A 14,627-nucleotide genomic window follows, 5' to 3' on the forward strand; every position below is an offset into this window, starting at 1 on the left:
GGTTATATGAAAAGTAGCGTTTCTACCCATATCATGTGTGTTTTTGTGTATGTTGTCTATTGAAAACCCCAAGAATGTCGTAGTGACATTCTTGGGGTTTTCTTGTTACAGTATCCGAATCGTCATCCGTTTGTTGTTCGTCCGTTTTATCGGCTAGCCATTGCCGTCTGACGATCATTTGTCCAACTGTGCCTACTAACTATTCGTCTATCAACCCGAAGACTATTCGTTGATCTCATCCAGCAGCTCCATCGACCGAAGCATGCGCATTAGTACAATGACTGCTTCGGCACGAGTCGCCTCATCTTTAGGCGCAAAGTGCAGCGACTGCTTGCCGTTCATAATACCTTGGTTAACCATATGCTCAACAGCGCTTCTTGCCCATGGACTAATGTCATCCTGATCGTGGAATACCGCAGCAGCTCCTTCCACTGATCCGCTTATTGCTAATGCATTCGCAGCCATCACCGCCATTTGTTCTCGCGTAATCGAATCATTTGGTTGGAATCGTCCATCACCTAAGCCTAATACAAGACCGTACTGTGCGGCAATCGAAACATCGCCATAAAACCAGTCCGAAGGCTGAATATCGCTAAAGTGCTTGGTGTTGCCGCCATCTTTCAGGCCGAGCGAGCGAACGAGTAATGCAGCGAATTCTGCACGAGTAATCGAATGCTGAGGTGCGAAACGATCCTCAGACTTGCCAAATACGATTCGTTTCGTAGCGAGCAGCTCGATACTTTCACGCGCCCAATGATTGCTGCTATCCGAGAATGTCTTCATTCCCTGCACCACGACAAAAATACCGTTGCTCGGACTCATAACCGTCACTGTTGTTTCGTCTCCATGAATAGTAAATCGCGCAGGTGCATAGAACAATTTTTTCGCAGCAGGATCATAGCTCATGACTGTAGAAAGCTTCGAGTCAAGCTTGCCTTCAATTGTCATCACATGCTGCATATATGTCCTTCCAAAGTTAGTCAGCGCCAGTTGGCTATTGCCTTGCTTCAGCAACAGTTGGAAATGTACGGGATCACCTGTCACTTTCAATCCAGCAGCTAATGCATGACCCGCAATCTCACCGCGAAGCTGCTCGGACACAGCGCTAACCTTTATAACTAACGTACCATCACTTTCACCTTCCGCAGCGCCTTCTTTCCCAGCATATTGCTTAATCGCCTCGGCTAGGGCAAGTGGCAGTACATAGCTTGCTTTATTGCTGCTAACCGCCACAGCTCCGTTCGGATATTGCTTTGCCGCAGCCAGCAACGCCGCTAGCGATAGCTCTGCGCTGCCTTGTGCATCGGCAGAAAGTTCAATTGTATTCTGCTTAGTTGGACCTTCTCCGAGTCTCTTATCATTATCCTCAGCACTCCCCGGACGCGGCGAAACTTCATCTGAATCGTCTTCCTGTGGGATGCCTGGATTTCCAGGGCGCGGATTATTAGGCTCTTGCTCTTCAGCAAGATCATGAATCGTAAAGTTGGTTCCAGCGGCGTTATGAATGTTGCCCAATTTCGTATTGCGAATAACAACATTTTTGAAGTTAATAGCTCCTTTAATCGTCGAACTGATCTGAACACCAGTAAGTCCAGCTCCGTCGATTACCATATCCTCCACCGTTACTTTGGCACGCTGAGAATCGAATGATCCCAGTGTTCTTGCGCCTCCAATAGACAACCCATAATAAGTGCTGTCAAGCGCCGTATTGTGGCGAATGTTCACTTCAGTATCGATATCGCGATCATATGCATAAATCCAAATTGCGCCTGTGCTGTAGCCCGCACCTGCATCATCGCTTCCAGTACGGATTAACGTGTTTCGTTCTACCAAAATCGTTCCTTCATATGGTGTCGGCGTAAATTTAGTCGATACAGAGATGCCTGCTCCGTGCGCTACTGTATCCATTACAATATTGTCTTGAATCTTATGATTTTTCCCACCGAACACGATAATGTTGTTGGCAAGCCATGGCAGCTGCACTGTATTAAAACGATACGTATTGTTTTCAGTAAAATCAGTTGGCACATTTTCAAGGAAAGACCACATCGCCATACCGTCATCACCCGGATAACGAATATTCATATGCTCTGCCATGCTATTTTTCGTATTGACGGAAAAGTTGATGCCATCTGCCATCACATTGCGAATACGCGAGCCTGCAATATAGAACTCATTAGTAGACAGCTCGGTATTGAATGTGTAGCCGCCTTTGTTTATAGGACGTGTAAGCCAAAATCCTGTCTTCGTATGCTCAATCCATACATGCTGCACCGTAGAGCCAGAACCAAAAGCTCCTTCAAAGCCATTTGTCTGCGCTTCGTCATCGCGCACACTAATTTTGCCATCGATCATTAGATCATATATACCAATATTGCTGCCATTGCCGAAAAACTTTGCCTCATTCAGCTTTGTATACCATTTACCCGCACCGCGAATGGTTATATCGTCCAATATAAGCAAGCCATCGCCCACTTCAAATGTTCCTGCCGGAATCCAAACTCCTTTATCTTCCGCTTTTGCTGCTTCCATCGCTGATCTTAGTGCTGCCGTATCATCTAATCCATCATTCGCTATTGCACCAAAATCAGTAATCGACAAGAAGCCGTCCGGCATCTCTAAAGCAGGTGCTACCATTTCCAAATCGATTAAATCAATAATATAATATTCTGCATTATCAGCTTCCCGTACTTCCAGCCTAACTGTAGAACCAGCCGGGATATCTCCTACAAGCGCATGAGCATCATCGAAGAAACGATGGGCACTTCCTTGCTTCGGATCATTCGACCATGGATAGTTGCCATATACCCAAGCATAGGCTGAATTAAGATTGAGCTCCGTTCGGAACTCTCCATCTACATACACGCCAATCGTTGACTCTATTCCGCCACCTGTCGGCGCATCTGGAATCGAATAGCGCACTACAATCGAATTGGCTTCCTGCGCAGCTTGAAACTCAACATAATGACCCGTCTGATCCAGCTTCACTGCCTGTCGTCCTGACGCTTCAGATGCAACATCCAAATAAACGCGTGATGGACCAATAGGTGTGCCATTTGTCGCCATATGCTCTGCTTCATACGTTATATAAGGCAATGTAGCACCACGATATGCTAAATTGATATTATTTTGCACAACAACAGCGTCTATTTCAATCTGTCCTGTTCCTGTGTCGGCAGCAGTCCTCTCTAGTGATACTGAATTGTAGCCCGTTCGAAGCGGCAGCATCACTTCAACCTCCTGCCATGCGCCTTGTCCAGTTGCTGCAAATTCAAGCTGACCTAAGCTCAAGCCATTTACCTTCAATGTAAGTGTTTGTGCAGCTGCAGCAGGATTACGGAAACGAATCGCTCCCTCGTATTCTTCATCCGCTTGACCATTCACCGCCATAATAATACGCGCCCCAGTCTCGGTAAAACCAGTCGCTAAACCAGCTTCAGCAGCCGCTCCACCAGATATTACCGTCGCTCCTCCCGAAGCAAATGCCTTCTCAGCCTCATAACGTACAGTGCCTGCTACGGGATCAAGCGTCCACTCCGAAGCATCGTCTCCAGCAGCTCCATAGTGAATGTGATCGCCTTCTTGCCGCAGCCATTGTCCGCTCTTCAACACACTTTCAAACTTTTGATAGCCAAGAATAGGTTGAAGCTTCCACTGTGCGCCAAGCTCAATTGGACGATTAGAAAACTCTGCTAACGATATCCCGTCATCTGACGCATTGAGCAATTGACCGCTCGCCCTATTTTTCAGCAGTTTATGGCCGTTATAATCCTGTATCAGCCACTGTGCTCGTGCTTCATCCAGGTGAGACGCTGCACTTGACGATACCAGCTTTCCCCCTTGCTCCAGCAGCAGTTCTCCTGAGGACTTGTTTACAATGCGGACAAAGTTTGAATCATCCCATATCGCTGTTACCGCATTAGCTGCATTATCATCATTCTGCGGCGGTGTAACGGCTTCCGCTGGCGCAGCTTCAAATATCCAGTGCAGACTTTGATCTGAAATCAACTGAAGCCCTCGCTCTGGATACCCGAGCGCGGAATTTGTATTCAAATACTCATCCTGATAACCAGGCAAATTGCTTCGGATCATGTAAGCATCACCTATCGGAGCGCCTTCAACAATCCAGTTGGACTTCTCTGTGCTGCCGTCGACAGTCATTTCTACATAGCGATAGTCTGGTGTAAGCGAAATATACATGCCAGTCGCTAGATTTCTTACCCGCTGCACACCATCGATGCTTTCAATCGTCCAGTGTGAATAGCCATTATCTAATGCTGGCTCGCCATACGCGACAATATTTTGTGGCGTTTGTAGCAAATATTGATCATTGGCAACATTTTTAATACGAATGGCTTCTGTTGGCAGTAGCAATTGTCCCGCTGGAACACCTTCCATAACAAATTGAATTCGATCATCTTCAGCCTCAGCATGTTCCACCTGCTGCACGTGACCAAGCTTGTCCTTCGTTGACAGGTAGCGCCAATCATTCCAGACATTTCTGAACTGTATATGTCCAGGCGTATCAGCGGCTTCGACTATCCATTTCGGGCTAGCTGAACCCCATTCCATCTCAAAATGCTCGACGCTGATCGCCGATTCAGAATGGTCTCTATCCATAAATTCAATATTAATATAATGACCAGTTGCCCGATTGCGCACATATTGGGCTCCATCTCCAGCATCTTCAAGGAACCAATGCGTGCGAGAATCTGCAATATCTACATCTCCGTATTTCAATTGCTTATCCTGCTCGTACCAATAATCATCTGTACCTTTGTTCTTAATTCGAACGTACTGGGACATGTTTGGCGCATTTTCAAATGCAAACCAAATGCTTTCCTCTGCTCCCGTTGATGCAAGCTCCGCTGAACGAATACGCTGCAAATAGTCGAGCTCATCTCTTATTGTTAAGTAATGGTCGTTCGTCCAACCGTTCTTAAACGCTACAAATTCCCCTTCTTCCTCTACTATCCACTTGTGACTGGCCCATGCAGCTTCCACCTCGATACTGCGAACAGGCAAGTCAGTATTTTCAATTTCCGATTCGTCTGAACCAGCCGGTTGCATGGATATGTAATGTCCTGTAACACGATTACGAATCACCTTGCTGCCGCCCGCTTCTTCGATATACCAATGTGAGTTGAAGTCAGTCTCAGCAGGCACTCCGTATTTCACAATACCGTCTTCTTCATATAAATACTCATTTGTTGACTTGCTTCGGATGCGTTTATATTGCATCGCATTATCCGTTACACTGACAAACTGCCATTTCGGACTGCCCCAATTAGGGTTCACTGCGCTATACTCCGCATATTTCGTTAAATTTTGCACATTAATATAAACCTGCTCTCCTGGAACGTTGTTTAGATCCCGTGAGCTCCATATGTTCTTCCCGCCACCATTGTCCTTGATGCGCCATAGTACATGCTGCAGCTCAGCCTCGGTTAGTTCTGCAATATTCAAGCTCGACAGCGGAAGCTGACCTGTCGTCTGATGCAGGATATTCAAATAATGACCAGTTGCGTGATTTTGAATCAAATTGCGGCCGTTATACCTTGTTATTATCCATTCCGCTCGTTGATCGCCAGGCCGTGCATTGCCGTATTTCAGCACATGATTGTCATCTTCATATAAATACATGCTGTTCCACACATTGCGAATCTGCACAATTTGCGGCTCGCCGTCAGCACTTGCCGTCGGATCTTCCAAATACCACTGAGCATCATGGTCAGTTGGTTGCACCGTCCCCGCCTGTGCATAGCCGATCTGGTCGGCTACATGAATAAATTGTCCAGCCTTCGAGACACTTTCAATGCTGACAAAATTATCGTACAAATCGGATTCGTTCAGCTTCCATTGTCCTGAACTGCCGTCTTCATGGAGAACTTCGAGCGGATCATTAGATTCTTTAATATGCTCAGATGAAATATAGCGACCCGACGATAAATTGCGGATTCTTTTGTTGCCGTTATAATCCTCAAGCACCCATTGGTAGGCAGCGCTATCTGCATCCAGCGCTCCATACTTTACTAATCCTTGTTCTTCAAATAGATAGATTTTGCTATTCTCATCACTAATGTCACTATAATTGACCAATCTGACGGGCTGGACAGCCGGAACGATTTCTATACGCCATTGGGCATTATCGTTGTTGACATTCGACCAATCATTGGAACGAACAAACGTATCCTCAAACTGTGTATTGAGCACATAAGTGCCTTGTGGAATTTCATCTGGCGCGTCTTCTCCACCTTCAGCTGCATACACATTGGTAAAAGTAATGTAGCCTTCGTTCGGAGCCGCAGCCATAATCCAGTGGCTTTTTGTGCTTGTTGTCTGCGGCTTCGCTGCAATGTGTGCCCAAAGCGTGCCTTGTGTAATAACATTGCCTGTAAGTGCGTTGCGAAGCTCGATTATTTTAACTCCCGAGCCTTCATCATCAGCTGCTACAACTTCATCTACATACCAATGAGACGCTGCATCGGAATAAGGAGTTTGACCGTACTCGATTTTCCCTTGATCCTCGCCATCCTCTATCACCTCATAGATATAGGCTTGACGATACTTGTTGTAAATGCGCACCGCCTGAGTGCTCGGGGCTGGCTCGAATGACCATTGCGGACTTTCCCAATCCGCACCGATATCACCGCTCACCTGCGCGTATCCTAGCTGATCTTCCTCATGAATAAAATAGCTTTCCCCTGCAAGCTTTGCGCTTCGAATGGTGAATTGCCCTTCACGGTTAACTGCTGGCTCAATGATCCATGCTGCATTAATATCGGCTACTTCCGCCGACGTAAGCATACTGCTGCGCGCTTCAACATTCGCCATTGTTATGTATCTTCCTGTTGCTTTGTTGCGAATCGTCGTATAACTATGGTCACTTGTTCCAGCTTCAATTGCCCAATGTGAGCTAGTATCAGTCGTTGCCGGAAAGCCATATCTGATGATACCGCTTTCATCTTCATACAAATAATGGCTTGTCCACTTATTTTTAATGCGTACAAACTCGTCTGCAGATGCTGACTCTGACACTTCAGCCGATACGGGCACTGATGCTGCTGATGCTACATTCCCCCTACTACTGCTTCCCACCGCAAACGTCGACAGCAATAATACGACCGCCATCAGCAGTGATATGGACCTTCTTATTTTTGACTTTAACATCCTCCAAACCTCCCTGTTCTGTGAGCTAGCCTCATTATATGACAAGTACCTGGTACGCATAATTCGCATTACTAAGAGGAGTATGTGCGTTTTTACTGAATAGCTTAATTTGCAAAGCTCACCTTCGTGAAATCACACTACGTTTATGCGTTTTCTAAAAAAACAGGGCAAGGATGTCCTTGTAGATAAGCCTCTACATTTAGACCACCTTGCCCTATCTGAAATGAGCTATTGTATCCTTTCAGTATAATCTATGGCTCGATTGTATCGTAAAACTTCTCTTGTACGAACTGCTCTGCAACATTCAACTGATCCTGCATATTTACATTTTCGCTAGAGAACACCTCTTGGATCACATTCGTCATCGTTCCATAGAAATCTTGAGTGTTATATTGAGATTCTGGCTTGCCATCAATTAGTTCCAGTGTTTCTTGAGCATATTGATATACATTGTCGTATTTGTTGAACAGCTCTGTTTCCTTCTGACCATATTCAGAATCCGCTTTATAATAGTTCAGTACCGCTGGCACAAAATATTTATTATCGTTTACACGTTCTTGAATGTTGCGCTCCAGTGATTCTAGTCCATTATCAGAGAAGTAATCAAAGGTTGCATAATAGAAAGCGATTTTTTGTTCATCTTGCGTTGCATTCGGATTAATAACGAGGAAGTCTCCGCCTAGCACGCCGTAATGCTTGCCACCTTGCTCATAAGCGGGTATTGGATATACGAGAATATCTTCTGGATTAAGCCCACCTTGATTCAGCGCTTGATCAACTGGACCATCTGGGCCAGCGATAACCATTGATGTTCTGCCTTGAGCAAATGCTCCAACTGCATCGCCCCAGCCAAGCGCCCAATCCTGTGGAATTGCATTTGCCTCCCACTTCAGCCTGTGGTAGTATTTTAGCGCTTTCAATCCAGCTTCAGAATTGAAGATTGCCGTTACTTTACCATCATTAACCTCTTGAATATCTCCACCTGCTGTAAATAGGAAGTTGGTCCAGTTCCAGCCTGCCTCGTTGCCTTTACCCATTGGTGCTATACCAGAAATACCGGCATTCGGCTCAGATACTGCTTGAGCGGTTTGCAGCATTTGTTCCCAAGTCCAGTTGAATGGTGGGAGTTCAACATTTTTATCCTCAAGCAACTTTTTGTTCACAACTACGCCTGTCGGATAGCCGCGCTGTGCGATCCCGTATATTTTACCATCAATGGTGAATAAATCTTGCAGGATAGGATTCATTTGGTCCTTAAACTCATAGCTGTTGAACATTTCTGTAATATCGGCAGCCCAGCCCTTTTCCGCTAAAAACTTGCCTTCTGTTGCATATGTGTTAAAAAGTGTAGGTGCTTCGTTGGCAGCCATCTTAATTCCAATTTCATTCGGGTTGTACTGCCAATCGCTTTTTACTACTTCAACATTAGGAAATACCTCGTTAAAGCGTCTGATCTTGTCATCCTCCAGCGCACGTGCCTCAACCAGGTCTGGCGTCGGATAATAAATGCTAATCGTTGCCTTTATCTGAGTGATGTCTTCTTGTGCAGGCGGCTCACTCGTATTTTCCGTGTTCGTACCGCCATTATTGTTTCCCCCGTTATTCCCCTTACTTCCGCCATTGCCACTGTTGCCATTGCTGCACGCTGAAGCAATTAATGTGAAGGCTAGCAGAGCAGTTAAAATAATTGAAAATTTACGCATGAATTTTTCCCCTTTTCTTCATAATTTTAACTTACAAACTAATCATAAGCGTTGGATTATGGCAGTACGATGTGTATCATTATGTTGATCGTGTGCAAATCTATGATCCGCTGCTCCCCTTTACCCTTTAACGCCTCCCATATGCAGCCCTCTTAAAATAAACTTTTGGAAAAACAGGAAAATAACAATAGGTGGAAGCATCACGATAGTCAGAATCGCAAATTTAATATTCATATCCAGGCGACGTGCATTCAGCACGAAATCTTTAATAGCAACCGACAAAGGTTTATTTTCCTGACTTAATATAAAGCTCGGCCAAAACCAGTCATTCCATGCGGTAGAAAATATAAAGATCGATAGCGTTGCAAATATAGGAATAGATAATGGAAAGGCGATTTGGAAAAACGAGCGGACCTCAGACGCACCATCTATTCGCGCAGACTCGAAAATTTCAACATGTATACCATCAATAAAGGTTTTTAGAAGTAGTAGGAAAAAAGCGTTTGCCCCTGCTGGCAGCCAAAGTGCTGCGAATGAGCCCATCAAGCCAAGATCCTTCAAATTAATGAAGTTCGGTATCATATAGGTTGTCGCTGGAATAAACAGCGTAATTAAAAAATAATAATAGATTCCTGTTTTGAATGGTACCTTCATCTTGGACAACGCATATGCAGCAAGTCCAAGCACAACAATAGTTACTACCATATTACCGAAAAATATAAACATCGTATTTCTAAAATAGTAAGGCAAATCGATATAATTCCATGCCGTAATATAGTTTTCAAAATGCCACTCGCGTGGAAAAAAGGTTGGTGGAAATGAATTAACCTCCGCGGTCAGCTTCAAGCCGTTAAGCAATGATATTAAAATCGGATACACCATGCAGCACATCATAACCAGTACTAGCACATTCATCAAATAGTAGCCCCATTTTGTTGCGGGCTTTTGAAAATCATAGGTGGACATAATCCCTCGTTCGTGCTGCTTCATGACTGAACGCCTCCTTTGTTATTCATACGATATTGCATAATCGCTAAAATACTCAGTGCTAAAAACATGAGCACGCCTAACGCTGAAGCAACACCGTAATCTTGTCTAACGAAGGCATATCGTATAATAAGCAAAGCATAAGTAAGCGTTGCGTTATTCGGCCCCCCATCAAGCATCGCATACTGTGTTTGAAAGCCTTGTGAGGTAGCAATAAGCTGGAGCATAAGTAGGAGCATAATTTGATTGCGAATCGCAGGCAATGTAATATACCGCACACGATGCCATATGCCCGCTCCATCGATTTCTGCTGCTTCATACCAATCGCGCGGAACACTTAATATCGCTGCCAAATAAATGAGCAGCGCCGAGCCAAAGCTTTGCCACGTTTCCATAATCACGATTGAAATCATCGACCAGTTGCGGTCAACCATAAAGTTGATTTGTCCAATGCCGATTGCTTTCAGCACTGCATTAAGTGGCCCGACAGGGTCATAAAGCCATCGCCACACACCATATAGCACGACGAACGGAACGACATAGGGCAAATACGCCGCTACGCGTGCAATGCCTTGAAACCTGCGCATCTCCGAGATGCATAGTGCAAAGAGAATCGGTACCCAAAAGCCGATTACGAGCGCAAGCGCCATGTAATAAAGCGTATTTTTAATAGATATGAGCACATTTGGATCGGCAAATATCGTCTTATAATTGGCTAAACCAACAAAAGAATTGCCTTTAACAAAGTCAACGTCGTAAAAGCTATTCAGCACGCCCTTAAATATGGGAAGCCACAAAAACAACCCAAATATAATAAGAGCGGGAAGTACAAAAAGGAGCCCCCATAAATAACCCTTCCCATTAAATAACCGCTTCTTCTGCGATTTATTGAGATTTGATTTCGTTAATTTCTCTGCTTCAATTGATTCCATCATGCAGTCCCCTCATTCCTTCAATAGATGTAACTATTTTAAATAATTGGGAACTGCAAAACGAGGTGCGAATCTATGACAATGGTAGGCAATATTACTTCTTCATTTCCGAAGGGCTCAACCCATAATACTTTTTGAAAATTTTGCTGAAATGCTCTGGCGATTCATAACCGACCTGCTCGGCGATTTCATAACGCCGCATATCCGTTTGCAGAAGCAAGCGCTTACTTTCCTCCATTCGCAGCTTAACGACATATTCCCATAGATTGTAGCCGCTTATCTTCTTGAACAGATAGCTTAAATAGTTAGGGCTGACGTGATTTTTTTGAGCGATTTCGTTTAAAGTAAGCCCTTTTTGTCCATAGTTTTGGTCGATATAAGCACGACAGCGCTCAACGATCATGTTGTTTTGTGCGGCAATCTCCGCTTCATCAGGCTCGCTTCCTCCGTATATATCCCACTTGAAATCGCCGAAGTAAAATACATAATGATCTTGAAATCTGCGACTCCACGCCAGCGCTTTTTCTGCCTGAGCGTATGCTTCGTTCATAAATTCCAGCCCTTTAAATATTTGGCTGATGCCTACAACTGAAGATAAGCCTAAATACTTTTCGATATTATGCTGTAAGCTTCGACCAAGCATTTCCAACTGGTTAATTTTATCTACACTGGAATCACCGTACTGCTGCTCACTCCATTGCACCAAAATGGTAATACGCTGCTCGCCTTCCTCGTAGATACAATAATTCCAATGCTGATCAAGCAGCTCTGATGCAATGTTAAGCGCAGCATAGCGAAGCAGACGCTCCTCCTGTGCTGTATAGGAGCGTCCCGCTCCCTTCCCATCCTGTTCTTGATTCGTTTTGCTAATGCTGTTCAGCTTCAGCTTAAGTACGGAAACATACGGTCCGCTAACGATTGTATGGTAACGGTTTGCAAGCTCAGCTATGATGACGGATTGCGCTTTTGGGTCGGCTTGCTCCAATCGCCCGAGCAGTTGATCACGTTCGGGCAGAGGAGCCTGCATACGAAAATGCTCATTATTCCCTAGCTGCGACAGCATCTGCTCATGTGCATGCTCCGACTTATCCATATGCAGCAATACATGACGGATAGAGGCAAGCAACTGCTCGCTGTTAAGCGGCTTAATGATATAGTCCTTCGCACCGAGCCGCATAGCCTGCTGTGCATATTGGAACGTTTCATGGGCTGATATGACGATAACCTGCACCCACGGCTTTATAATTTTAGCTTGCTGCATCAATTCAATGCCGCTCATCGAGCCCATCTGAATATCTGTAATGAGCAGATCAATCTGCTCCATTCGCAAATAATCAAGCGCTTCGTAGCCACTATGCGCCGTATAAATATAATCAATGCTAATACCGGAGGCAGTTAGCAGGCTACTTAATCCCTGACAAATTAGCGGCTCATCATCCACAATTAATAAATTGTACATCTTGATCATCCTTTCAACTCATCCTTATGTTCTTGTCTTTGGACAGCTTGCTCATAAGTAGCAGGTAACATAATAATAGCAGCCGTTCCTCCGCCTTTACGCTGACGATAGCGCAAGCCATACATATTGCCAAAATGCAGTTGAATGCGTTGATGAATATTGCGAATGCCGTAGCCAAGCTGAGGGTTCGGATCTTGCTCGTACAACAATTGCTCAATACCGGCAATATCAATCGGTTTATAGCCGTTATCCTCCACTCTAATCGTGACCCGTTTGCTTTCCAATTCAGCCGATACATAAATTTCTCCATCCTCGCCCATTTGCTTTACTCCATGAATGATCGCATTCTCAATGAGCGGCTGGAGTGTAATCTTCGGAATCTGTATGTGCTTCGCCGCTTCGGAAATATTCCACCTGACGTGAAACTCATAGGCGTAACGCTTCTGCTGTAAATGGACATATGCCTTGGCATGCTCCAACTCCTCTTCAAGCGAGATTAGCTCTCTGCCACGACTAAGCCCGATCTTCATTAATTTGGACAGCTCTTTAATCATTTCTGAAGTTTCCTCGCTGCCTTCCAGCTTGCTCTTCCAATAAATGCTCTCAAGTGTGTTATATAGTAAATGCGGATTGATTTGCTGATAAAGCAGCTGTAACTGCGATTCCTTCGCTTTAATATCCATTCGATACTTATAGTGAATGAGACCATTCAGCCTGCGCGCCATGTCATAAAGCGCAGCCATCAGCACGCCTACTTCATCATTGCGGCGCTTCGCTGGTGTTTCCGGTACAAGCTTGCCCGGCTCATACGTGCGAACAAAATAAGCTAGCTTTTGCAACGGTTGCATTAATGAACGCCAGTAGTAAAGCAGGATGATGCAGCCAAACAGCATATAGACAACGGTAATAATTTGAATAATGCGTTTTAACTCATTTTGCTGCTTGAGCAAGGACTGAATCGGAATCTCATAAATTAGCCGATGTCCTGATTGTTCATACTGGCTCATGATGTAGATGGAATTGGCAGTAATAAGCTCGCTTGCGCCATAGCTCTCATCAGGATTTGTAGTCGTTTGCAGCTTCTGACGCTCCAGCAATTGCTGCGGCACAACAAGCTGATCGCCAATTCGCTGAGCAATGGTCGAGCTAAGTATGCGATTGTTGGCATCAACATAATAAATTGAGCCTTGCGGCAAAGAAACGGACTGCAGTGATTCCGCTAGCTTAATGTCCATCTTGATCGCAACGAGCACACCTAAAAATTGATTGCCGTTGCTGACATTGCCGACTGCACGAATATAGGCTAATGTATCGAAATCTGAATAGCCCACACTAAAGGGCAAAATATCCATATAGCCGCTACCGCGCTTGCTAACTGCCTGATCATACCACTGCGGCTTATTGCTATCGTTAAAAAAACGTACACCGTACTGCTGAAATTGCTGCTTGGGCACAAAAAAATAATCTTCATTCGGATCATAAATATATAGCCAGTAATAAACCGCTTCTCCGCCATTAAGCGGAGTAGAATAGCTGGCAAGCAAGCGATTCAGATTATCATATTTGCGCACGCGATCAATAACACTGTCACTTGAATTAGCAGTCATTCGCTGTGTAATTGGATTTTGAATAATCGTTGAGGTAATTTTGGTGACGGTATCGATATCGCGATGGATAAGGGTATGATTCTGCTTGATTAACTCGACATATGCATTTGTAACATGATTTTTCAGCAGCTTTTCCGCTTCATAGTTACCATACCAGTGCAGAAGCAATATCGGGCTGACCATTAATAGAAACAACAAGATCAATTGCTGCTTCATATTCATTTTAGTTAACGGATTGATTTGAAATAAGCGCATAATGTCTCTCCTTGCGGTAAAATGAACGAGCATCATTGACCGATATTCTATATCTGAAATATATCAAAAAAACAATCAGAGCAGTGTAGCTGTTTCTATGCCTTTGCTTCAATTTTTTTACGAAGCAGCGTAGAAATGCACATACTTTAAGTACGTGTTCTACGGTTACCTTGATCACCAAGCAGTATGATATACTCGATACGCATAAAAACAGATATAACAAAATTTTGCTTTGTAGCTTCAGCAATGATTATCCTCGCAGGAATGCTGTTAGCACAAGATTGAATGCGCTTACAAAATAAGTGAGCGGCACAATTGGTGATAAGCCCAGCATGCAATCACTAGCATAAAAGGGGTGTTTAGAGCATCAGTGACTACTGACAATCTAAACACCCCTCATCGAAGTCGTGTACCACTTTCAATAGAGGTTTAAAAAGCTCGGCTTTCAGGACCATATTCGCCGTCGAATCAGCTGCGAAGCTTACCATCGTCATCAAAGTCGTGCTTTTTAAAC

General features: G+C 44.5%; 6 protein-coding genes. All 6 read right to left on the bottom strand.

The features are described from left to right. Nucleotides 1-222: 222 nt before the first annotated feature. A complete protein-coding gene (locus tag ACFP56_RS09635; protein WP_379233780.1) occupies nucleotides 223-7,170 on the bottom strand; it encodes an S-layer homology domain-containing protein in 6,948 nt (2,315 codons plus the stop codon). Nucleotides 7,171-7,421: 251 nt separating this feature from the next. Beyond that, nucleotides 7,422-8,873 (bottom strand): ABC transporter substrate-binding protein, encoded by a 1,452-nt coding sequence (locus ACFP56_RS09640; RefSeq protein WP_379233782.1) that lies wholly within the window; start codon nucleotides 8,871-8,873, stop codon nucleotides 7,422-7,424. 120 nt (nucleotides 8,874-8,993) lie between these two features. Continuing rightward, a complete protein-coding gene (locus ACFP56_RS09645) occupies nucleotides 8,994-9,863 on the bottom strand; it encodes a carbohydrate ABC transporter permease (RefSeq protein ID WP_379233784.1) in 870 nt (289 codons plus the stop codon). Next, nucleotides 9,860-10,795 carry a carbohydrate ABC transporter permease gene (locus ACFP56_RS09650; protein ID WP_379233786.1) on the bottom strand — a complete coding sequence of 312 codons (936 nt, stop codon included), beginning with the start codon at nucleotides 10,793-10,795 and terminating at the stop codon, nucleotides 9,860-9,862. The genes ACFP56_RS09645 and ACFP56_RS09650 overlap by 4 nt, the downstream gene beginning before the upstream one ends. A 91-nt stretch (nucleotides 10,796-10,886) precedes the next feature. Beyond that, nucleotides 10,887-12,251, bottom strand: a complete 1,365-nt coding sequence (locus tag ACFP56_RS09655; protein ID WP_379233788.1) for a response regulator transcription factor — start codon at nucleotides 12,249-12,251, stop codon at nucleotides 10,887-10,889. Nucleotides 12,252-12,256: 5 nt separating this feature from the next. Beyond that, nucleotides 12,257-14,113, bottom strand: a complete 1,857-nt coding sequence (locus tag ACFP56_RS09660) for a cache domain-containing sensor histidine kinase (RefSeq protein ID WP_379233791.1) — start codon at nucleotides 14,111-14,113, stop codon at nucleotides 12,257-12,259. Nucleotides 14,114-14,627 lie beyond the last annotated feature (514 nt).

The sequence above is a fragment of the Paenibacillus septentrionalis genome (genome assembly GCF_042659865.1).
GTDB classification, from domain to species: domain Bacteria; phylum Bacillota; class Bacilli; order Paenibacillales; family Paenibacillaceae; genus Pristimantibacillus; species Pristimantibacillus septentrionalis.